General features: G+C 68.6%; 22 protein-coding genes and 1 pseudogene. 8 read left to right on the forward strand and 15 right to left on the reverse strand.

Features of this window, described 5'->3' with window-relative positions; genetic code table 11:
* Window positions 1–11: 11 nt before the first annotated feature.
* Window positions 12–959, reverse strand: coding sequence for an SDR family NAD(P)-dependent oxidoreductase (locus tag HHX40_RS29290; RefSeq protein ID WP_182883161.1), 948 nt, complete (start codon window positions 957–959; stop codon window positions 12–14).
* Between the two features lie 105 nt (window positions 960–1064).
* Between HHX40_RS29290 and HHX40_RS29295 the strand changes: the two genes are divergently transcribed.
* On the forward strand, window positions 1065–1730 hold the full coding sequence (locus tag HHX40_RS29295) for a TetR/AcrR family transcriptional regulator (protein ID WP_182883162.1): 666 nt from the start codon (window positions 1065–1067) through the stop codon (window positions 1728–1730).
* A gap of 342 nt (window positions 1731–2072) precedes the next feature.
* Here the strand turns inward: HHX40_RS29295 and HHX40_RS29300 are convergent, their stop codons facing one another.
* Together HHX40_RS29300 and HHX40_RS29305 are read right to left on the reverse strand one after the other, a co-directional pair.
* Complete coding sequence (locus HHX40_RS29300) at window positions 2073–3104, reverse strand: zinc-dependent alcohol dehydrogenase family protein (RefSeq protein WP_220499706.1); 1032 nt, start codon at window positions 3102–3104, stop codon at window positions 2073–2075.
* 5 nt (window positions 3105–3109) lie between these two features.
* On the reverse strand, window positions 3110–3532 hold the full coding sequence (locus HHX40_RS29305; protein WP_182883164.1) for a hypothetical protein: 423 nt from the start codon (window positions 3530–3532) through the stop codon (window positions 3110–3112).
* 116 nt (window positions 3533–3648) lie between these two features.
* On the opposite strand from HHX40_RS29305, the gene HHX40_RS29310 reads away from it, so the two are divergent.
* Entirely contained in the window at window positions 3649–4452 is an 804-nt protein-coding gene (locus HHX40_RS29310) for a helix-turn-helix domain-containing protein (protein ID WP_182883165.1), read from the forward strand.
* Between the two features lie 320 nt (window positions 4453–4772).
* Here the strand turns inward: HHX40_RS29310 and HHX40_RS29315 are convergent, their stop codons facing one another.
* From HHX40_RS29315 to HHX40_RS29330, 4 genes and pseudogenes are all read right to left on the reverse strand, one after another.
* Complete coding sequence (locus HHX40_RS29315) at window positions 4773–5048, reverse strand: hypothetical protein (protein WP_259404012.1); 276 nt, start codon at window positions 5046–5048, stop codon at window positions 4773–4775.
* Between the two features lie 77 nt (window positions 5049–5125).
* Window positions 5126–5596, reverse strand: coding sequence for a hypothetical protein (locus HHX40_RS29320; protein ID WP_182883167.1), 471 nt, complete (start codon window positions 5594–5596; stop codon window positions 5126–5128).
* A gap of 188 nt (window positions 5597–5784) precedes the next feature.
* Window positions 5785–5883: pseudogene (locus HHX40_RS38345) on the reverse strand (peptide-methionine (S)-S-oxide reductase); the annotation flags it as partial.
* A 114-nt stretch (window positions 5884–5997) separates the two neighbouring features.
* On the reverse strand, window positions 5998–7224 hold the full coding sequence (locus tag HHX40_RS29330; protein WP_182883168.1) for a hypothetical protein: 1227 nt from the start codon (window positions 7222–7224) through the stop codon (window positions 5998–6000).
* Window positions 7225–7755: 531 nt separating this feature from the next.
* On the opposite strand from HHX40_RS29330, the gene HHX40_RS38350 reads away from it, so the two are divergent.
* Window positions 7756–7998, forward strand: coding sequence for a transposase family protein (locus tag HHX40_RS38350; RefSeq protein ID WP_396788431.1), 243 nt, complete (start codon window positions 7756–7758; stop codon window positions 7996–7998).
* 276 nt (window positions 7999–8274) lie between these two features.
* Here HHX40_RS38350 and HHX40_RS29340 read toward each other — a convergent pair whose 3' ends face one another.
* Together HHX40_RS29340 and HHX40_RS29345 are read right to left on the reverse strand one after the other, a co-directional pair.
* Window positions 8275–8691, reverse strand: a complete 417-nt coding sequence (locus HHX40_RS29340) for a PIN domain-containing protein (protein WP_182883170.1) — start codon at window positions 8689–8691, stop codon at window positions 8275–8277.
* Window positions 8667–8978: a hypothetical protein gene (locus HHX40_RS29345; RefSeq protein WP_182883171.1), complete on the reverse strand. Its 312-nt coding sequence runs from the start codon at window positions 8976–8978 to the stop codon at window positions 8667–8669. Before HHX40_RS29345 ends, HHX40_RS29340 begins: the two co-directional genes overlap by 25 nt.
* Before the next feature lie 293 nt (window positions 8979–9271).
* Here HHX40_RS29345 and HHX40_RS29355 point away from each other — a divergent pair, with 293 nt between their 5' ends.
* Window positions 9272–9451 (forward strand): hypothetical protein, encoded by a 180-nt coding sequence (locus tag HHX40_RS29355; protein WP_182883172.1) that lies wholly within the window; start codon window positions 9272–9274, stop codon window positions 9449–9451.
* Window positions 9448–9882 (forward strand): type II toxin-antitoxin system VapC family toxin, encoded by a 435-nt coding sequence (locus tag HHX40_RS29360; RefSeq protein ID WP_182883173.1) that lies wholly within the window; start codon window positions 9448–9450, stop codon window positions 9880–9882. The genes HHX40_RS29355 and HHX40_RS29360 overlap by 4 nt, the downstream gene beginning before the upstream one ends.
* Here the strand turns inward: HHX40_RS29360 and msrA are convergent, their stop codons facing one another.
* On the reverse strand, window positions 9883–10545 hold the full coding sequence (msrA, locus tag HHX40_RS29365) for a peptide-methionine (S)-S-oxide reductase MsrA (protein WP_182883174.1): 663 nt from the start codon (window positions 10543–10545) through the stop codon (window positions 9883–9885).
* Window positions 10546–10680: 135 nt separating this feature from the next.
* On the opposite strand from msrA, the gene rarD reads away from it, so the two are divergent.
* Entirely contained in the window at window positions 10681–11586 is a 906-nt protein-coding gene (gene rarD, locus HHX40_RS29370; RefSeq protein ID WP_182883175.1) for an EamA family transporter RarD, read from the forward strand.
* 75 nt (window positions 11587–11661) lie between these two features.
* The gene (locus tag HHX40_RS29375; RefSeq protein WP_182883176.1) at window positions 11662–12489 is read left to right on the forward strand and encodes a TIGR03621 family F420-dependent LLM class oxidoreductase; all 828 of its coding nucleotides are present in this window, start codon (window positions 11662–11664) and stop codon (window positions 12487–12489) included.
* 19 nt (window positions 12490–12508) lie between these two features.
* Here HHX40_RS29375 and HHX40_RS29380 read toward each other — a convergent pair whose 3' ends face one another.
* The gene (locus HHX40_RS29380; RefSeq protein ID WP_182883177.1) at window positions 12509–12982 is read right to left on the reverse strand and encodes an RrF2 family transcriptional regulator; all 474 of its coding nucleotides are present in this window, start codon (window positions 12980–12982) and stop codon (window positions 12509–12511) included.
* A gap of 78 nt (window positions 12983–13060) precedes the next feature.
* Between HHX40_RS29380 and HHX40_RS29385 the strand changes: the two genes are divergently transcribed.
* Window positions 13061–13804: an SDR family oxidoreductase gene (locus HHX40_RS29385; RefSeq protein ID WP_182883178.1), complete on the forward strand. Its 744-nt coding sequence runs from the start codon at window positions 13061–13063 to the stop codon at window positions 13802–13804.
* 99 nt (window positions 13805–13903) lie between these two features.
* Here HHX40_RS29385 and HHX40_RS29390 read toward each other — a convergent pair whose 3' ends face one another.
* The 4 genes from HHX40_RS29390 to nuoL are packed head-to-tail and all read right to left on the reverse strand — an operon-like array spanning window position 13904 to window position 19804.
* Complete coding sequence (locus HHX40_RS29390; RefSeq protein ID WP_182883179.1) at window positions 13904–14899, reverse strand: polyprenyl synthetase family protein; 996 nt, start codon at window positions 14897–14899, stop codon at window positions 13904–13906.
* An 11-nt stretch (window positions 14900–14910) separates the two neighbouring features.
* Window positions 14911–16461 carry an NADH-quinone oxidoreductase subunit NuoN gene (gene nuoN / locus HHX40_RS29395; RefSeq protein WP_182883180.1) on the reverse strand — a complete coding sequence of 517 codons (1551 nt, stop codon included), beginning with the start codon at window positions 16459–16461 and terminating at the stop codon, window positions 14911–14913.
* On the reverse strand, window positions 16458–17963 hold the full coding sequence (locus HHX40_RS29400) for an NADH-quinone oxidoreductase subunit M (RefSeq protein ID WP_182872877.1): 1506 nt from the start codon (window positions 17961–17963) through the stop codon (window positions 16458–16460). The genes nuoN and HHX40_RS29400 overlap by 4 nt, the downstream gene beginning before the upstream one ends.
* Entirely contained in the window at window positions 17963–19804 is a 1842-nt protein-coding gene (nuoL, locus tag HHX40_RS29405; RefSeq protein WP_182883214.1) for an NADH-quinone oxidoreductase subunit L, read from the reverse strand. Before nuoL ends, HHX40_RS29400 begins: the two co-directional genes overlap by 1 nt.
* Window positions 19805–19866 lie beyond the last annotated feature (62 nt).

Raw genomic sequence — 19866 nt, forward strand, 5'->3', positions numbered from 1 at the left:
GCGGGCGCGGGCTAGATCGTGTCGGCCGATCCGGAGAGAAACGGGTTCTGCTTGGACTGAGCGACGGGGAACTTCACCCCGGTGAGGTCTTCGGAGACGGCCCACAGCCGCTGCTGGACAGCTACCTCGTACGACTTCGAACTGGAGGTGACCAGCCGGGGGTGGCCCATGACCTCGAAACGTCCGCCGGGACCGTAGTACTGGCCGCCGAGCACGGCGGGGTCGGTGGCGGCGCGCAGGGTCGGCAACGCGCCCATCGCCGGCGTCTGGGTGATCAGCGGCGCGAGCCAGGTGAGCGGAAGCCGGAGGGCCGCGGGGGTGTTGCGGGCGAGCTCGGTGCTGGACACGCCGGGGTGCGCGGCCACCGCGACGGTGGTGCCGTGCGTGGCGAGCCGGCGCTGCAGCTCGTACGTGAACATCAGGTTGGCCAGCTTGGACTGACCATAGGCGGCGACCCGGCTGTACGACCGCTCCCACTGCAGGTCGTCGAAGTGGATCGCGGCCCGGATGCGGTGGCCGGTGCTGCTGACCGTCACCACGCGTGAGCCGGGCACCGGCAGCATCAGGTCCAGCAGCAGCCCGGTGAGCGCGAAGTGGCCGAGGTGGTTGGTGCCGAACTGCATCTCGAAGCCGTCCCGGGTGGTCTGCTTCGGGGTGTACATCACGCCGGCGTTGTTGATCAGCAGGTCAATCCGGTCGAGCCGGGACCGCAGCGCCGCCGCCGCGGTCCGGACGGAGTCGAGCGAGGTCAGATCCAGCGCCTGCACGGTCACGTCGCCGGTCATACCGGCCGCGGCCTGCTCGCCCTTCTCGACGTTACGCACGGCGAGGACCACGGACGCCCCGCGCTCGGCGAGCGCCTTGGCGGTCTCGTACCCCAGTCCGGTGTTGGCCCCGGTCACCACGGCCACCCGCCCGCGTTGGTCCGGGATGTTCGCCGTCGTCCACTTCTCGCCCATGCCAGGCTCCCAACTAACGTACCGAAGGTATCTTCCTTCCGTAACGCTAAAGTACCTTCGGTACGTTGTCAACGTACCGAAGGTACTTAAATTAAGCTGGCGACCGTGACTTTCCAGCGGGCGAGAACCGAAGAGCAGCGGGAGATCCGCCGGCAGGCGATCCTCGACATGGCGTCGGCGATGCTCCACGAGATGCCCGTGGCCGCGGTCACCCTGAACGAGCTCAGCCGCCGGGTAGGCCTGGCGAAGCCGAACGTGCTGCGCTACTTCGAGTCTCGCGAGGCGGTGCTGCTGGAACTGCTGGACCGCTTCCTGCAGGAGTGGCTGACGGAACTGGCGGGCGAACTGGCCGCCGGCGTCGACGAAGATCTACCCATGGCCGAGCGAGCGGCAGCGGTGGCAGAGATCCTCAGCCGCTCGCTCTCCAGTCGAACGGTGCTGTGCGACCTCTTCGGCGCACAGGGCAGCGTCCTGGAACACAACGTCTCCGTCGAAGTGGTAGCACGCTACAAGCGCGCCTCCCTGGACCGCCTGACAACCATGACCGCCCTGATCCAGGACTACCTGCCGGAGCTGGGCGAGAACGCGACACTGTTCAGCCTGCAAACCATGGTCATGGCCGGCGCGCTGTCGGCGTACAGCACACCCCCACCCAGCCTGCAGGAGGCCTACCAGGCCGAGCCCGACCTCGCCCGCTTCCACCTGGAGCTGAAGGACTCTCTGAAGCTGGCCCTGACCGCAACCCTCCTGGGCGTGCTACCCCGCCGCTGACCTGCCTTGCATTGGGCAGGTCAGCGAACAACATCGGGACGATACCTCCGGCCTGGAAGCGCGCACCGCTGACTGTGTCATCCTCAGCCGCACGGGCCTACTCGCTCTGACTCCAGCCACGAGCTTCCCGCATCTCCCGCGCCGTCCGACCGAGTCCGACGGCAAGTTGAGCCGCCTCATGGGTCTCCGCGGCACGTGCTCGGCCATCCGCTGAACCTTGAGATCCGTCCCGCGGCCGATGTCCCGATCCCGGCCGCTCACCGTACCGCCGACCGGTGCGCCGATCGGCGACGTCTCAAGCCGATGAGCGGGCGTGGCGGACTCCGCTGCCACGACCGCCGACTATCGGATTTCGATGATGACCTTTCCGAACGGGCTGGTCGACTCGTAGTACCGGAACGCCGCGCCGGCTTCCTCGAACGGGAACACTCGGTCGATGACGGGCCGAAGCCGCCGTGCGGCGATGATCTCGTTCATCTGGGTGAACTGCGCGTGGCTCCCGACGGCCAACGCCCGGACCGTCGCGGCGACACCGAACAACAGGCGAGGGTCGAGTGGCCGCCAGTCACCCGAAACGGACCCGACGAACGCGACGTGTCCGTTGACGGCAAGCGACTTCAGTGACTGCTCCAGAGGTCCGGCGGTGTGGACGACCCGGTCCACCCCGCGCCCGCCGGTGATGCCGCGGACCGCGGTGTGCCAGTCGGGAACGGCGCGGTAGTTGACGACCTCGTCAGCGCCCAGGTCGCGGAGGTGCTGGTCTCTTTCCGTCCGGCCGGTCGTAGCGATCACTCTCGCGCCGAGAAGTTTGGCCAGTTGTACCGCGAACAGTGATACGCCGCCCGAGCCGGTGGTCAGCACTGTGTACCCGGGCTGGATCCCAGGACCGTCCCCGGTCAGCGCGTTCCACGCGGTCACCGCGGCGCACGGCAGCGTCGCGGCCTCGGCGTAGGAGAGGTGGTCGGGAATCGGGACGAGGGCTTGCTCCGGGAGGACGGCGAGTTCGGTGAGCATGCCGTCGAGGGAACCTCCCAGTTGTGGCAGGTACGACGGTTGCAGGGGGCCGTCCAGCCACTGCGGGAACAGCGTGGCGGTGACCCGGTCGCCCGGTCGTACCCGCTGGACGCCCGGCCCCACGGCGACGACCTGCCCGGCACCGTCGGAGACCGGGATGACGTCCGGCTTGACGGGCAACACGTACTGCCCGCGCAGCACCAGCAGCTCGCGGAAGCTGAGCGAGACGGCGTGGACCATGACCGCGACCTCGCCGACGCCTGGCGTGCGCGGTTCGTGGGTCCGCAGCGACAGCCCCTCGATGCCGTCGCCACTGTTGACGTGGTAGCTCCGCACGGACGATGGCAGTGCCGCCGTCATCGCGGTCATCCCTCGATGAACTGGTAATCGCTGACGATGCGACCGTCCGCGCCCAGCATGAGGATTTCCAGCCCGATACCGGCCGCATCGCCACCGCCGCGAGCCACCATCTCCCAGCGAAATTTGACCACGTCGTGGAGCCGTTCGGCATCGCCGCGGGACCGGAAAACGTAGGCGCCCGGAGCGACGAACTCCTCGTACGCGCGCGTCACCCGCAGTTCCAGTGCGTCATAACCGCGAGCCTCCAGTACGAGACGATCGAACCCCAGCCCTTCAGCGGCCTGTCGCATCTCCTGAGGCGGCTGCAGGACATGGACCGCGTCGGGGGACCACAGCTCGCGAACGGCGGCGCGGCGACGCTCCGGGTCGGGTTCACTCCACACCGCGACATAGCGGTCGGTGAGATTCTTCAGGTCTGTGTCGGCCATGACGATCCTCAGGTCGTGGTTGATCGTTTGCGACCACGAATATGCTGCGCCGGACGCACCGCGACAATTCCTCGAAGGGAATCGCCGACCGGTGCCATGCCCGGTAAACAGGAGGAATGATCACCGAATCGGCAAGCGGCGGACTCGCGGGTGCGCTGCGCGAGTGGCGCACCCGCCGACGCGTCAGCCAACTCGAACTGGCGGTGCGCGCCGGCACCACTCAACGGCACGTCAGCTTCATCGAGAGCGGACGCTCGGTCCCTGGCCGGTCGATGATCATACGGCTGGCCGAGTCACTCGAGGTGCCGATCCGCGAACGCAACGAACTGCTCCTCGCCGCGGGGTTCGCGCCCGCGTACCCGCAGACCGACCTGGACGATCCCCAGTTGGCAGCGGTACGAACCGCCCTCGACCGCGTCCTGCACGGCCACCTGCCGTACCCGGCCGTGATCGTCGACCGGCACGGCGACCTCGTCTCGGCCAACGCCGGCTTTCAGGTGATCATCCGCGGAGTGGACCCGCACCTGCTCGCCCCACCGGTGAGCGTCCCCCGAGTCCTGCTGCACCCTCAAGGACTCGCGCCGCGCATCCTCAACCTCGACGAGTGGGCATGGCACATCATCGAACGCATCCACGCCGAGAGCACGCGGAACCCGAGCGATCGGCTCCAACTGCTCGCCGCGGAACTCGTCGGCCTGGCGCCGCCGCGTCCACGAAAACTGCCGCCGCATCATCTCGGCTTCGCGGTACCGCTCCACCTCCGCATGAGCGAGCCGGAGAACCGGGAACTGCGACTCATCACCACACTGACTCACTTCGGTACCGCCACCGACGTCACCATCGCAGAACTGCGATTGGAAGCATTCCTACCGGCCGACGAAACGACCAGCACCGCGCTGACCGAGCTCGTTACGTGGTGAACGCCATCTGCTGAGGCCGCGTATCGGATGTTGCCGGCGGAATCTCGCCTGCTCGCACGGCTCTGACCCTCGATCGGCACCGGGCTTGCCGGGCGACCGAGGGCCAGGATCAGTCAGTTGCCGCAGATCAAGCATCACCGGCAGTCAGGCCGACCGGGCAGCTCACACCGGTGCCGCAGTAGCCGTTTGCACCTTAAAAAGGTATTGCTGGTGGTTGCGGTTCACTCCAGGCAACAAGTCGCGCTACGACCTTGCGACATTTGCTCCCGCCCTCGGCGCTGGGAATGGCTGTATCACATTCGCCAGCAGGTCAGCCGGCCTCAGACATCGGTGTCCTTGGGATGACGGGGCGAGGCATAGACGATCCATACCGTGTGAGCGGCGTCGTCGATCACGTAGCGCACGCGCCCACCGCTGGTAACCTCGAACTCCCATTGCTCGAGGTCCTGTCCGTTGTGGCAATGAGTCGCGAGGTCGCCACGCAGGCGATGCTGACGCTCATGGTCGGTGCGTGAGCGTGGATCTGCGCGCAGCGTCTCCAAGCAGCGGCGTGTGTTGGCCAGGGCATGACGGCATAGTTCCTCCCAGCCCTTCACCGCATCGCTCGTACCGAACCGTACGTCCCATTCGCTGTCAGGAGGCGGGACTGTGACCCGGTCTCCGCGCTTCGGACTCATACCGAAACCTCAACCGGCCCGAAGTCTCCGCTCGTCGCCTCACGCGCCTGCGCATAGTGCGCGGGGTCGGCCTTGATCCGGGCGGTGGCCCGCCAGCCTGCGATGACTTCCTGAGTAGTGGCGTCGACATCCAGCTCGGCCGCGTCAGAGAGCGCCTCAACCAGTTCAAGAGTGAAGGACCGCACCTCATCAGAGGAGAGGTGACGAACCCAGGGAAAGACCTCAGGCATGGCGATGACCAGGGCGCGGGCGGTCGGATCATGCCTCAGCAGCGCGAGGAACAGACGGGAAGCAGTGGCCAGCGTCTGCTCGCGTCGTTCCTCACGGTCAGCCGCGGTCAGGTAGAAGTCCTGGGCATCCCGGTGAGTCACACGTACGCGACCGAGTCGCGCGGCGCGTTCGGCGACAGCCCGGGGATTCCTCGACAGGTCCGAGAAGGTGACGGCGTCGGCATTGCTGATGCTCACGCCGTCAGTCTAATTCAGAACACATTCTGATAGCGCTCCAACCTCGCCCACCTGGCGCGCCGCGCTGTGGGACGGCCGCGCCCCACCCAGGCCCGCACTTCGAGACCGCCGATCGCGTCGAGCCTGACCCCGGCCCACACCGCACCAGCCCGGGCGGCGAAGGGCCAGGATCAGTCAGTTACCGCAGGTCAGGCTTCGCCGGCGGTCAGGCCGACGGGGCAGCTCACACCGGTGCCGCCGATGCCGCAGTAGCCGTTTGGCACCTTAAAAAGGTATTGCTGGTGGTAGCGGTTCTCCTCGGGCAATAAATCATGCTGGGATCTCGCGACACTTGCTCAGCCTCGGCACCGGGACTCGCTGTGTCACAGATGTCGGCGGGTCATTGGACCGGATCGACGCCGTCAACGAGCCGCCGTATCACAATGCGGTCGCGCCCTTGTCCGCGGCCGAGCGAGCCGTGCCAGGGCGGCGGCCGGCAGCGCGACGGCCGGCGCCAGCAGCGCGACGATCATGGCGTTCCAGTACGGCAGCGCCTGGGTGGAGTGGTCATAAAGCCGGGAACCGACCGTCGCGTACACCGACCAGATGAACAGCGGCCCCGCCATGCCCGCCAGTATCCCCGGTCCGATGTCCGCGTTCCGTCGTGCCGTAACCCACGCGGCCACCACGGCGGCCAGCGCGATCGACACGAAGACTCCCACGGGGAAGTCGTCCAGCCGGCCGGTAGCGTCGCCGGCGGTGAACAGCAGGACGAAGCAGACCAGTCCGAGGCGTGTCCCGGTATGCCGGAGCGCGGCGGCGCCTGCCGCCGCGCCGACGCCGCCACCCGCGAGGGACGCCATGAGCGCCACGGCCGGGGGGTCGTACGGCGCGCCGAGCGCCTGGAGATACTGCAGCGGCCCGGCCGTCACCGCACAGCCGAGCCACGCCGCCAGGGGTGGCGCCAGGAAACGCCACCGGCCGGCAGGCATCCCGCCCGCGACGAGCGAGGCCAGCACCACCGAGGCGGCGGGATACCAGAGGGCACGGGTCAGGTCGCGATACCAGCCCGGCCCGTCATACTCGTGGTAGGCCTCCCATAAGGTCATGCCCAGTGCCTTGCCGGCGACGATCTGGCCGCAGGCGAGCACGGCGGCGAGCGCGGCCGTGAACACGATCGAGAGCATGAGGTGCCCGGCCTCGCCGGAATCGGCGTGCGGCAGCCGCCCGATCGTGGTCCGGTGCGCGCGAGTCACCCCAGCGGGATCGGCGTGCGTCGTAACCGGATGCGCGGGGGCCATCTGATCGGCCTGCGCCCTGGGCGGCCTCCCGGCTGCGATCGCGTAGGCGAGCACGGCCCCGATCATCCACCCTGGCCAGCCCGGCCGGACGGCCATGGCGTCGGCGAAATCCGGGCCGCCGCCGAAAGCGCCCTGCGAGATCTCGCCGATCAGAACGGCCGAGGCGCTGCCGTACAGGGTCGCGACCGCGGCCCTGACCGGCTTCCCCCGCAGGAGGCCCCCCGCCGCCAGGCCGGTCAGCACCCCCGCCGACTCGAGCCCGCCGGTCACCCTGAGGAGCACGGAAACGCCCGGGCCCACGGCCGTAGCCACGATCACCGCGAGCACGACGCTCCGCATCTTCGACATCCGCATAGAAAATCACGACAAGACACGGCGTGACGGTGAATCTTGTGGACTCCAAGCCGAGCGGCTCAGGTGGGGCCCGCGGTGGCATCACACTTGCCGCCCAGCGACGCGAACGCGCCCGCAGCCGCAGCCGCAGCCGCAGCCGCAGCGAGAAACAACACCGCCGGGGACGACCCGCCAACGAAGCCGCCTGACCAACCCCTGCGAATGTTCGTGGTTGCCGCACCAGCCCGCACACCTGGCAACATATTCTCCTGCCCTCGGTGCCGGACCTGGCTATGTCATAGATCTGGGCGGGTCAGCCGACCTCAGGCGTCGGTGTCCTTCGGATGACGGGTGTCAATTCCGGCTCGATCGTGGTTCTGGCACTAATTCTGTGATCTTCCAGCGCTCGGCTGCGGATGTTGCTGATCATGCTGGGTGACGATCTCGAAGTTGCTCGCGGTTCTCTTCCCTCACCTGGCCTGTCTGCAGATCGACGGCGTGTGCCGGTCGGGGACGTCGGTGCGGATCCGGGCCAGAGCCCGCACCATGCAGGCGGCGTGTCCGCGATGCGGGACGGTGTCCCACCGTGTGCACAGGAGCCACGAGCGGCGGGTGTACGACACAGCCGTCGGCGGCCAGGAGACCATCCTCCACCTGCGGATACGGCGATTTCGGTGCGGCAACGACGCCTGCGCCGCGAAGACCTTCCGGATGAATACCTTGACACCTTCTTCGACACGGGAAGCGAGCATCAGGGGAAAATCGGCGAAGGTGGCACCACGGATGTAGCGGACGCTTAACCCGAATTCAGGCCGAGGGCGGTCCGCCGACTCGACCCTCGGCTGTCGCGTATCGGACTCCACTCAAGATTCCAACCCTTCAATCGGCACCGGGCTTGCCGGGCGACCAAGGGCCAGGATCAGTCAGTTACCGCAGGTCAGTCCTCACCAGTGGTGAGGCCGATCGGACACGCGACGCCCGTACCACCGATCCCGCAGTAGCCGTTTGGCACCTTAAAAAGGTATTGCTGGTGGTAGTCGTATCGCTGGGGCAATAATTCGGCACCTACACCCGCACGAGGCGGACTGCCTTTCCGCAGAGCTTGCTCATGTCGTCCTCGTCCGAGGTGAGGACGATAACGGGCCGGGTGGAGCGAAGAGCCGTGGCGGCCACGACGGCATCGATCGCGTACTTGTGGCCGTGAAGACCGCTCTCACGGAGCAGATCCAGCGCGTGGACGGAGACCTCCTCGGTCACCGGCTCGACACGCAGCCGGGACAGATGCCAGCGCAACCGGTCGTTTGTCACCCGGCCGTCGAAGGCCTCGATAGACGTCAAGGCACTGATAACCACGCGGAAGTCGTTGTTCTGTGCCTCTCGGACGATCGCCGTAACTCGCTGATCGGCCGCGCACCACTTCGAGAGTCCCTCGGAGTCAAGGATGACCGTCCCCGCACTCAGCTTGCTTCGTGCGCGTGCCATCCACGCCCCTCCTGTAGCTCCGGAGCGGACTTCACGCTACGGAACAGCTGCTCAGCCTCGTCCCGCAGATGCTGCGGGATGGGACCGCACTCGTTCTCGTTCGCCTGCAGGGCCTCCTCCAGTAGGTCCCGCTCGATCTGCCGCTCCACAGCGGCGTCGACGTACGCGGAGAACCCACGCGCGCCGACACGCTCCTTGATGGCGCGGATGTTGCCGGCTCGCAAGGAAACGCTCACCTTGGCCGCGGGCCCGTCCCCGGGCGGGAAGGCCTGTTCAGGTGTACTCATAGCGGTAGTTTACTACTTCAAGTAGCAAACGATCGGCATCGGAGGCAGGAAACCTCCGAGTACCACCAGGCCGCTCGGAGGTGTCACGATCCCGCCCGGCGACTGATCAGCTCTCGCCGGTCGTCAGGCCGATGGGGCAGGAGACTCCGGTGCCGCCGAGGCCGCAGTAGCCGTTCAGCACCTTAAAAAGGTATTGCTGGTGGTAGCGGTTCACTTCAGGCAATAGATGCCTCCTCACCTCACGCTGCGACATCTCACTGCCTGCGGGCAGGTCGGGGCCTACACTTGGCAGCATGGACTTGGACAACGAAGGCTGGGCCGACATCGAGGAGCCACTCGACGTGCCCGCACTTCCACGGCACCTCTCCGCGCTCGTCGGCGCGCTACAAGGGCCGGCAGACCTCGGCGTCCACCACGACCGGTACCTCACCTATCCTCACCACGAGGAGTCCGACGGAGCGATCACCGCGTGATCCTCTGCGACACGGGACCCCTCGTCGCGGCGTTCAACAGGGCCGACAAGGACCACGCTCGCTGCGTCCGGTTTCTCGCGCAGAACTGGACCAAACTCGTCGTGCCATCGCTCGCGGTGACAGAGATCTGTCACCTGCTCTCCGATCCAGTGCGCCGCGGCAGCCCCACTCTCGCCGCCGAGTTCTGCGCTGCCATCGCCGACGACGAACTCCGCGTGATCGAGGCGACGCCCCATGACTATCGGCGAATGTCCGAGCTGCTCTCGGCCTACGCCTCGCTCCGTCTTCAGGCCGTGGACGCCTGCGTGATAGCCCTGGCCGAGCGCTTCGACCTTCGCGAAGTCGCCACGTTGGATCAGCGCGACTACCTTGTCGTTGCCCCTCGTCATCTTCCCAAGGGGCAACGACTCACGATCCTGCCAGCCGACTGATCAGGCCTCGCCAGCGGTCAGGCCGACGGGACAGCTCACGCCGGTGCCGCCGATGCCGCAGTAGCCGTTTGGCACCTTAAAAAGGTATTGCTGGTGATAATCCTCGGCGAAGTAGAACTCGCCGGCGGGGGCTATGTCGGTGGTGATCTCGCCGTACCCGGCGTCGGTCAGCACCTTCTGGTACGCCTCCTGGGACGCCAGGGCGGCCTCCAGTTGCTCCGGGCCGTGCGTGTAGACGGCCGACCGGTACTGCGTGCCGACGTCGTTGCCCTGGCGCATGCCCTGGGTGGGGTCGTGCGCCTCCCAGAAGACCTTGAGAAGTTCCTCGTACGACACCTGGGCCGGGTCGAAGACCACCCGGACGACCTCGGTGTGCCCCGTGAGGCCGGAGCAGACCTCCTCGTACGTGGGGTTGGGCGTGTACCCGCCCGCGTAGCCCACCGCGGTCGAGACGACGCCCGGGGTCTGCCAGAACTTGCGCTCGGCCCCCCAGAAGCAGCCCAGCCCGAACTCGGCGATCTCCGTTCCCTCGGGGTACGGCGGAGCCAGCGGCGCGCCGAGGACCTGATGGCGGGTGGCCACCGGCATGATCTCGGCCCGGCCCGGCAGCGCGTCCGTGGGCTCCACCATCGTCGTCTTGTCCCTGCCGAACAGCCAGCCCATCGTGAACCTCCCCTTCTGTTCTGCCAACACCAACCACCCACCCGGCCGCGTTGTTCCTCCCGTAAGGATTCCTAAACGTCAGGCGTAGAGCTCCTTATTTGTCCTGAATCCAGGTAAGCAGCGAAGATAGGCGACATGCCTGATACCCGCCGTGGCCTCCTGTTCGGCGTCGCCGCCTACACGATGTGGGGTCTGTTCCCTCTCTACTGGCCCCTGCTCAAGCCCTCCGGCGCGGTGGAGATCCTCGCGCACCGGATGGTCTGGTCGCTCGTCGTGGTGGTCGCGGTCCTCGCCGTACGACGTCACTGGTCGTGGATTCGCACCATCACCCGACGCCAGCTGATCCTCCTCACCGTCGCGGCCGTCACGGTCTCGGTGAACTGGGGCACCTACATCTACGCCGTCAACACCGGCCACGTGGTCGAAAGCGCCCTCGGCTACTTCATCAACCCCCTGGTCAGCGTGCTCTTCGGGGTGCTGGTCTTCCGTGAGCGGCTACGCGTGTGGCAGTGGGCCGCGGTCGGCCTTGGCGCGGTCGCGGTTCTCATCCTGACGCTCGACTACGGGCGCCTGCCCTGGATCGCGCTCGTGCTCGCCTTCAGCTTCGGCACGTACGGCCTGGTCAAGAAGAAGGCGGGGGTGGGCAGCGCGGAGAGCCTGACCATCGAGACCCTCGTGCTGCTGGTGCCGGCCCTGGCCTACCTGCTCGTCCTGGAGGCGAACGGCACGGGCACCTTCGCCCACCACGGCGCCGGCCACGCCCTGCTGCTGGTGGCCGCCGGCCTGATCACAGCGGTGCCGCTGCTGTTCTTCACCGCCTCGGCGCTGCTGGTCCCCCTCACGGTCATCGGCCTCCTGCAGTACATCGCGCCGGTGCTGCAGTTCCTCTGCGGCGTGCTGATCGTCCACGAGACCATGCCCGCCAGCAGGTGGGCCGGCTTCGTCGTCGTCTGGCTCGCGCTGAGCGTCTTCACCTGGGACAGCATCCGCGCCGCCCGCGTCTCCCGCCGCGAGCGCGCCGCCGAGCTCCAGACCGTGTAGTACGCCCCCGGGAGTACGGCTCCCGCCACCGACGGGGGGACGACCTCGACCGGCCGCAGCGGCGAGGATCGGCCCATGAGCAAGGACTTCCGCTTCGGGATCGTCGCCGGCCTGGCTCCCGACGCCGCCGCGTGGACGGCCACGGCCCGCCGGGCCGAGAACCTCGGCTACTCGACCCTTCTCGTCCCCGACACGCTGGGGACGCTCCCGCCGCTGCTCGCCATGACCGCGGCGGCCACCGCCACGACGACGCTGCGCGTGGGCACGTTCGTGCTGGCCGCGCCTTACCGCAATCCCCGGTTGCTGGCGCACGAGCTGGCCGGGCTCGACTTCCTGTCCGGCGGACGGCTGGAGGTCGGCCTGGGAGCCGGCCGCCCCGCCGCCGAGCGGGACGCCCACGCGCTCGGCGTGCCGTACGGCACCGCGGGTGAGCGCGTCGCGCAGGTCAGGTCGGTGATCGACGAGGTGCGGACGGCGTTCGCGAAGGGCCGCCTCAGCGTGCGCCCTCAGGGGCCGCCCATCCTGGTCGCGGGCGCCGGCCCCCGCATGCTCGCGCTCGCCGCGGAGGCGGCCGACATCGTCGCGCTCGCCGTGCCCGCCGACACGCCCGAGGAGGGCCTGCGCGGGCCCGTCGGCATCCTGCGGGAGACGGCCGGGGCGAGGTTCGACGACATCGAGCTGAGCATGAACCTCTTCCAGGTCGGCGACACGCCGGCCCCGTGGCTGCCCGAGGGATCCCGCACCATCCCCGACGGCGCGGCCGCCGTACTGCGCGGTTCGCCCCGGGAGATGGCCGACACGCTGCTGCGCCGCCGTGACGAGCTGGGCGTCTCCTACGTCACCGTCAACGGCTTCTACGCCGACGCGTTCGCTCCCGTCGTCCAGCTCCTCGCCGGCCGCTGACACGCACCCCTCGGCGGCGTCAGCGCGTGGCCCCGATGCGCGACCGGGTGCGTGCGGGCGCCGACTCCGGCAGCGAGGCGAGGATGTCGGCGAGCGTGACCCCCGCGAGGCTGTCGCGCCACGCGGCGTGCGCCTCGCCCATCTTCTCGGCGATCACGCAGATGCTCCGGCAGTCCTCGGGAGGCAGCGCCCCCCGTCCCCTCTGGCGGATCTCACGGCACTCGTACGGCGAAGACGCGCCGTCGACAGCCTCGACGATCTGCAGCAACGTGATGTCCGAGGCCGCCCGCCCGAGCCGGAAGCCGCCCCGCGGGCCGGTCATCGCGGCCAGCACGCCGGCCTTCACGAGCGCCTGCAGCTGCTTGGCCAGGTAGGGCGCCGGGACGTCGTAATACTCAGCCAGCTGTGCCGCCGACGCGGTGGCGCCCGGCTCCAGCTGCGCCAGCGTGGTGGCGCAGTGCAACACCCACTCGGTGCTCGCGGGCAGCTTCATAGGCCGTAGTATATTGCAGACATTGCGGACCTTTTTTGTCCGAGATGGCATCCGTGGCATCGAGTGAAGGAGAAGACCATGCGAATCGCAGTCGCCGGCGCCACCGGGAACATCGGGTCGCTCACCGTCGCCGCCCTCGAACGGGACGGGCACGACGTCGTACGCATCAGCCGGTCCCTCGGCGTGAACCTGCTGACCGGTGAGGGGCTGGACGACGCTCTGGCCGGCGTCGAGGCGGTGGTCGACGCGATCAGCTCGGAGGCGACCGACCGGGACGAGGCGGTGGCGTACTTCGGCACGACCACTCGCAACCTGCTCGCCGCCGAGGAGCGGGCGGGCGTCCGTCACCACGTGCTGCTGTCGATCATCGACGTCCACCGGGTGGAGGGCAACGCCCACTACGCCGGCAAGCGGGAGCAGGAGCGCCTGGTCTCCGCCGGTCCGGTGCCGTGGACGATCGTCCCGGTCGCGCAGTTCCACGACTTCGCCGAGATGGTGGTGAGCTGGACCGAGCAGGACGGCGTCGCCACGATCGCACCGCTGCTCGTGCAGCCGATCGCGCCCGCGGACGTGGCCGACGTCCTCGCCGAGATCGCCGTGGGCGAGCCCCAGGGGCGCTACGCCGACGTGGCCGGTCCCGAGCCGCAGGACCTCGTCGACATGGCCCGGCGCACCCTCGCGGCGCGCGGCCGTACGGTCAAGCTCGTGCCGACCTGGTCGGGGCTCTTCGACACGTCGATGGCCGGAGACGTGCTCCTTCCCGGAGAGGGTGCCCGCATCGCGCCGACCACCTTCGACGAGTGGCTCGCCGACCAGAAGTAGACCTCGTGCTCGGCCACCGGCCGGACGGGGCGGCCCCGGCCCGCGGAGACGTCAGGCGAGCGCCGCCTCGGCTCTGGCGTACGCCGCCTCGGCGGGGCGTCAGCCCGTACGGTCGACGACGTAGTCGCACAGGGCGACCAGGGCCGCACGGGCGGGGATGTCGGGCAGGCCGGCGAGGGCGGTCTTGGCCCGGTCGGTCCAGCGGATCAGCTCGGCGCGGGCCTGCGTCATCGCGTGGTTGGCCCGCAGCAGCGTGAGCGCCTCCTCGACGTCCTCCTCCGCCACCGGCCCCGACAGCAGCGTACGCAGCCGGGCGTCGGCAGGGTCGTCGGAGGCCAGGGCGTGCAGCACGGGGAGTGTGCGGATGCCCTCGCGCAGGTCGGTGCCGGGCGTCTTGCCCGAGTCGGCCGTGGGCGCGGCCACGTCGATGAGGTCGTCGCCGAGCTGCCAGGCCACGCCGATCGCCTCGCAGGCGTCGGTGAGGCGGTCCACGACGTCGGCGGGGGCGCCGGCCAGCATGGCGCCGAAGCGGCCCGAGGTGGCGATGAGAGAGCCCGTCTTGTCGGCGAGCACGCTGATGTAGTGGGCGACCGCGTCGCGGCCCTCGGCCGGGCCGATCGTCTCGCGGATCTGGCCGCGCACGAGACGGGAGAACGTGCGCGCCTGGATCCGGATCAGCTCGCTGCCGAGGTCGGCCAGGATCTCCGACGCCTGGGCGAAGAGATAGTCGCCGGTGAGGATGGCCACGGTGTTGTCCCACCGGGCGTTGGCGGACGGGGAGCCCCGGCGCACCGGGGCCTCGTCCATCACGTCGTCGTGGTAGAGCGTGGCCAGGTGGGTCAGCTCGATGACGACGGCCCCGGGCACGACGCCGGGAGCGTCGTGGGTGCCGAACTGGGCGGCGAGCAGCACGAGCGTGGCCCGGAACCGCTTGCCGCCCGCCTCGATGAGATGCCGGGACGCCTCCGTGACGAAGGCGTCCTCGCTCTCGACCGACGAGCGCAGCAGCTTCTCCACTGCCGCGAGACCGTTCGCCAGGTCCTCGGCCAACCGCTCGTCGACGAAAGGAATGTCCACTACGGGCGGCGCGGCCATACGGAGATCTCCTATCGGACGAACAGGGACTGCGCAGCCGTGTGCGCGAGGTCAAGCACGGGCTGAGGGAACACCCCGAGAACTACCGTAGCCAATGCCGCGATACCTACCACAGCCGCGGTCCCCCGGGAGGGCAGGACGACGGACGGACCGTCGGCGGCCGGGTCGCTGAAGAACATCAGCACGATCACCCGCACGTAGAAGAACGCGGCGACGGCCGAGGCCACCACGCCGACGATGACCAGCGGCAGCGCTCCCCCGCTGACGGCCGCCTGGAAGACGGCGTACTTGCCGAAGAACCCGCTGGTCAGCGGGATACCGGCGAAGGCCAGCAGGAAGAAGGCGAACGTGCCGGCCAGCAGCGGCGAGCGCTTGCCGAGCCCGGCCCAGCGGGACAGGTGCCACGCCTCGCCGCCCGCGTCGCGCACCATCGTGACGACCGCGAACGCGCCGACCGTGGTGAAACCGTACGCCACCAGGTAGAACAGCAGGCCCGACAGGGCCGCGGTGTTCTGCGCGGCGCTGCCGGTGGCGATCACGCCGATGAGCAGGAAGCCGCCGTGGGCGATCGAGGAGTAGGCGAGCATCCGCTTGATGTCGGTCTGCGTGATCGCGAGGATCGCGCCCACCACCATCGTGAGAATCGCCACACCGTAGAACACCGGGCGCCAGTCCCAGTCGAGACCGCCGAGGCCGACCCAGAACACGCGCAGCAGCGCGCCGAAGGCGGCCACCAGGGTGCCGGAGGCCATCAGCGCCGTGATGGGCGTGGGCGAGCCCTGGTAGACGTCCGGCTTCCACGCCTGGAACGGCGCCGCGCCGATCTTGAACAGCAGGCCGACGCCGAGCATGGCCGCGCCGATGTAGAGCAGCGTGTCCTGGCCGCCGACCGAGCCGAGCGCGAGGTTGATCTTCGCGAGGTCGACCGAACCGGCGTAGCCGTACAGCAGGGCGGTGCCGTACAGGAAGAACGCCGAGGAGAAGGCGCCGAGCAGGAAGTACTTGACCGCGGCCTCCTGCGACAGCAGGCGGCGGCGGCGCGCGAGGCCGCACAGCAGGTACAGCGGCAGCGACATGACCTCCAGGGCGACGAACGCCACCAGCAGGTCGTTGGACGCCGGGAAGAGCAGCATGCCGCCCACCGCGAACAGCAGCAGCGGGTAGACCTCGGTGTGCGCGGCGCGCTCCACCAGCGACTGCTCCTCCTCGGCCGACCCGGGCAGGGCCGCCGCGGAGCCGACGAAGTGCTCCTCGTCCTTGATCAGCAGCACGCTCACGAAGGCGAGCACGAGGATCGTGCCCCAGATGAACAGCGCCGGGCCGTCGACCGCCACCGCGCCCATGGCCGCGGGCTTGGTCGGCACGCCCCTGACCGCCTGCCACACGGTCAGCGCGAACGCGCCGGCCAGCGAGAGGAGCGTGAGCGGCAGGTGGACCGCCGAGCGCAGGTAACGCGGCGTGAACGCCTCCACCAGCACACCGGCGATCGCCGCGCCGAAGACGACGAGCATCGGCGCCAGCAGGGCGTACTCGATGGTGGGCGCCTCAATGGTGCCGTTCACTTGCCCTCCTGAGCAACGGGTACGGCCGGCTTCGGGTCCGTGACCGAGACGCTGGACAGCGTGTCCTTCACGGCGGGATTGATCACGTCGAGCAACGGCTTGGGATAGAAGCCGAACACCAGCAGCAGCGCGATCAGCGGCGCCACCACGAACTTCTCCCGCGTGTTGAGGTCCGGCAGCGCCTTCACCGACTCGGCGGTCGGGCCGTTCATCGTCCGCTGGTACATCCACAGGATGTAGATCGCGGCGAGGATCACGCCGGTCGTCGCGATGACCGCGGGCACGAGGTACCGCTCGTAGGTGCCGATGAGGACCATGAACTCGCTGACGAACGTGCTCAGGCCGGGCAGCGAGAGGCTGGACAGACCCGCCACCAGGAACGTCCCGGCGAGGATCGGCGCCACCTTCTGCACGCCGCCGTAGTCGGAGATGAACTGCGAGCCCCTGCGGTAGATGAGGAAGCCCGCGACGAGGAACAGCGCGCCGGTCGAGAAGCCGTGGTTGACCATGTAGAGCGTCGCACCCGAGCCCGCGTTGGTCGTCATGGCGAACACGCCCATCGCGATGAAGCCGAAGTGCGACACCGAGGTGTACGCGATGAGCCGCTTCATGTCGGTCTGCCCGATGGCCACGATCGCGCCGTACACGATGCCGATCACCGACAGCGTGATGACCAGCGGCGTGAAGAACTTCGCGGCGTCGGGGAACAGTTCGAGGCAGAAGCGCAGCATGCCGTACGTGCCGACCTTGTCGAGCACGCCCACGAGCAGGACGGCCGCGCCGGCCGGGGCCTGGGCGGCGGCGTCCGGCAACCAGGTGTGGAACGGCCACAGCGGCGCCTTGATCGCGAAGGCGACGAAGAAACCGAGGAACAGCCACTTCTGCGTCGTCACGTCCTGGATGGTCCCGACCAGGTCGGTGAACATGAACGTGCCCTTGCCGGCGATCGAGTAGAGCGCGATCACCGCCACCAGCATCAGCAGCCCGCCGAACAGCGAGTACAGCAGGAACTTCACGGCCGCGTACGACCGCTGCGCCCCGCCGTACGACCCGATCATGAAGTACATCGGGATCAGCATGGCTTCGAAGAAGACGTAGAAGAGGAAGACGTCGGTCGCCGCGAAGACGCCGATCATCATGGCCTCGAGCACCAGCAGCAGCGAGAAGTACGTGCGGACCGAGCGCTTGCCGGCCTCGGCGTCGTGCCACGAGGCGAGCACCACGATCGGCACGAGGATCACCGACAGCAGGATCAGCACCAGGGCGATGCCGTCCACCGCGACGCCGTAGTGGACGCCGAACGCGGGGATCCAGTCGTACGTCTCGGCGAACTGGAACTTGTCGCCGTTCGGGCTGAACTGGACCGCCATGGCGACGGTCAGCGCCAGCACGATCAGCGACACCACGAGGGTGAACTGCTTGGCGAGCTTGTCGTTGCGGACAAGGGTCACGCCCAGCGCGCCGAGCACGGACACGCCCATCAGGGTTGAAAGCCAGGGCATCACAGGTTCCCTACGACGAGCCAGGCACCGGCCAGGACGGCCGCACCCAGGAAGATCGACAGCGCGTACGAGCGGACGAACCCGGTCTGGATCCTGCGCAGCCGCCCGGAGGTCCCCCCGATGCCGGCGGCCAGGCCGTTCACCAGGCCGTCGACGCCGCGGTTGTCGAAGAACACGGCCAGGCGGGTCAGCCACTGGCCGGGGCGCATGAACAGCGCCTCGTTCAGGGCGTCGCCGTACAGGTCACGACGGGCGAAGGTGGTGAGGAACGAGCCGCGCGGGGCGACCGCCGGCACCTCGGCCGCGCCGTACCGCAACCAGGCGAACACCGCGCCCACCGCGACGAGCGCGAGCGTGGCCAGCCCGGTGAGGCTGAACGGGTGGAAGGACGGCATCTCCTCCGGCGCGCCGACGGCCGGCGCGAGGAAGGTCATGAACCTGTTGCCGAGGACCAGGAACGCGCCCAGGCCGATCGCGCCGATCGACAGGATGATCAGCGGCCAGGTCATGACGGCGGGCGACTCGTGCGGGTGGGCCGTCGGCTCCCAGCGCTTGGCGCCGAAGAACGTCATGAACACCAGGCGCGACATGTAGAAGCCGGTGATGCCGGCGCCGAGCACGGCCAGCCAGCCGAGGACGGCGTTGTGCTCCATCACGGTCTCGATGATGCCGTCCTTGGTGAAGTAGCCGGACAGCAGCGGGAACCCGATGATCGCGAGGTAGCCGATGGCGAACGTCGCGAACGTGACCGGCATGACCTTCCGCAGCGCGCCGTACTTCCTCATGTCGACCTCGTCGTTCATGGCGTGCATGACCGAGCCGGCGCCGAGGAACATGTCGGCCTTGAAGAAGCCGTGCGTGATCAGGTGCGCGATCGCGAAGGCGTAACCGGCCGGGCCGATGCCCGCGGCGAGCACCATGTAGCCGATCTGCGACATCGTCGAACCGGCCAGCGCCTTCTTGATGTCGTCCTTGGCGGTACCGATGATCGCACCGGCGAGCAGGGTCGCCACACCGACGATCGTCACCACGAGCTGCGCCGTCTCGGCGCCCTGGTAGATCGGGCCGGACCGGACGATGAGGTAGACACCGGCGGTGACCATGGTCGCCGCGTGGATGAGGGCCGAGACCGGGGTCGGGCCCTCCATCGCGTCGAGAAGCCAGGACTGCAGCGGCAGCTGGGCCGACTTGCCGCACGCGCCGACCAGCAGCAGCAGGCCGATCGCGGTGAGCGTGCCCGAGGACGCCTTGTCCGCGTTCGCGAAGACGTCCTTGAAGGCCAGCGTGTGGAACGTCGCGAAGATCGTGAAGAGGCCGATCAGCAGGCCGAAGTCACCGACGCGGTTGACGATGAACGCCTTCTTGGCCGCGGTCGCCGCCGAGGGCTTGTGCTGCCAGAACCCGATCAGCAGGTACGACGCGAGGCCGACGCCCTCCCAGCCGACGAACAGCGCGACGTAGTTGTCGGCCAGCACCAGCAGGAGCATCGCCGCGACGAACAGGTTCAGGTAGGCGAAGAACCGCCGCCTGTTCGGGTCGTGCGCCATGTAGCCGATCGAGTAGATGTGGATCAGCGAGCCCACACCGGTGATCAGCAGGCAGAACGAGATCGACAGCGGGTCGACCAGCAGGCCCACCTTCGCCAGGCCCGGGACGAAGTCGTACAGCTCGATGCCCCGGCGGCGCTCGCCGGGGGCGAAGCCGAGGAGCTGGACGAACGACAGCGCGGCCACCGCGAACGAAGCCACGGCCATGAGCACCCCGAGCAGGTGGCCGATCTTGTCAGTCCTCCGGCCGCCCAGCAGGAGGATCGCCGCTCCCACCAGGGGCAGAGCGATCATCAGCCAGGCGGCCCCGATCGCTCCACCGGAGTGCTGGATGATCTCAGCGGGTTCCACGGCCA

The organism is Microbispora sp. H10949, assembly GCF_014161435.1.
GTDB lineage: Bacteria > Actinomycetota > Actinomycetes > Streptosporangiales > Streptosporangiaceae > Microbispora > Microbispora triticiradicis.